The sequence below is a fragment of the Campylobacter concisus genome (assembly GCF_902460875.1).
GTDB classification, from domain to species: Bacteria; Campylobacterota; Campylobacteria; order Campylobacterales; family Campylobacteraceae; genus Campylobacter_A; species Campylobacter_A concisus_AA.
This window is the reverse complement of record NZ_CABPVR010000022.1, coordinates 1-1,515: the sequence shown is the minus strand read 5'-3', so window position 1 is coordinate 1,515 and position 1,515 is coordinate 1. Positions and strand designations below refer to the sequence as shown.

At 31.4% G+C, this 1,515-nt stretch carries 2 protein-coding genes; both read right to left on the bottom strand.

What is annotated here, in order from left to right:
* Positions 1–299, bottom strand: a 299-nt coding sequence (locus F3H01_RS09060) for a hypothetical protein (protein WP_223155409.1), incomplete at its 3' end; no start/stop codon positions are given.
* Positions 299–1,515, bottom strand: a 1,217-nt coding sequence (locus F3H01_RS09055; RefSeq protein ID WP_223155408.1) for a capsular polysaccharide export protein, LipB/KpsS family, incomplete at its 5' end; no start/stop codon positions are given. The genes F3H01_RS09060 and F3H01_RS09055, both read right to left, overlap by 1 nt.

Below are 1,515 nucleotides of genomic sequence, written 5' to 3'. Positions count from 1 at the left end.
ATAATAATCGCTGCCAAAACTAAAGAAAAGACAAATATAGAACCACTTAGCTTTTTAAATGCTGTAAAAGATTTTTTTCTAGATTTTACCAGCATAGGTATCCCAACTACAGAAAAAACATGTCCTAATACAAACATAGATACATCAAGTATCGTTAAAGCCATATTGTAAGCATCCATTTGCATGCTTGTACCAAACAAAAATGCAAACAAGAGGTATTTTCCGTACCCTATACCTTTTGAAAATATCTGGTACAACAAAGTATTGATCAAACTCTTTTCTATAGAAGAAGTAAACATTATATTAGTTCACCTTTAGAGATGCCTTTTATATAAAAAGAGATAGCTTTTAGTGTATTATCTAAATTTGCGTCCATCAATGCAACCGGTCTTGGCTGATAGTAGTATTGAGCTGGCTGCTCTATATAAAAATCAAATAGCACACTATATAAATCTGCAATAACTAAATCTATATTATTTTCTCTATCGTTGTTTATAATGGCCTTTAAATCACTTGACATGCTTCTAAAAGAGTCAAATCCAAACTGATCTTGATAAAAAAATGTTTTTCCAAACTGAAAGACTGGTTTATTGCGCAGCATTGCCTCTAGTAGTGCTGTGCCGGTCACAGAGCATACTATTATAGAGCTATCTATCAAGTCGTTACTTGATATGGCTAACGAAGAGATCTCTACACCTGGTTTACAAGAAAGAATTTTATAGAATTTTTCACTTCTCTCTCCAGCAAAAATCGGGTGCTCTTTGACAACAACCTTAATATCTGGTGTTATATTCATAAGTAATAGATCTATGACTCGCATCTGATCTACAAAGTATGGCTCTAAATTATTGATTGAAGATTCTGGGGTTACTTGTAACGGGAAATATATAAACTTCTTTGGCAACATCTCTATAGTTTTTACTGTTACATATTTTTCATAAATGTACTTTCTTGAGCGCCTATATTTATTTAGTAGGCCCAAAAACCGCATTCTAAACCTAACTATAAAAGACATATCTTCTTTTAAATAGTGTTTTTCGTAAATAAATTTATTTTTTAAAAATGATATTAGCTTTTCTAGGTTAGTTCTACCATATTTTGATATTTTATGGTCATATTCCGCTTGGTTAAATTCAAGTGTAACCTCATAGGCTTTTTTATTAGAATTTTTTATTTTTGCGATAAAGTCACTAACCCCGTCATTGTTTGTAGCGGTACTTTTATAGTACTCTTCATTAATATTTTTTGCAAAAAAAGATCCACCAATGCTTCTTGCATTGACATAGTAAAGTACCTTTATGTTTAGCTCTTTACACAAGGCAAGAAGTATCATTCCCTCCACAAATTCAACATCAGGAAATACAATGTAATCGATATCATTATTTATCAAATACTCTTTCCAAATTTTATAAATTACTGACACATTTTTCATCTGATAAGAAGATGGCTTGGTAAAATAAGCATGCTTATCTGTCAATATATCTCTATATAAGCTGCCGCAATAGCCATCAAGGT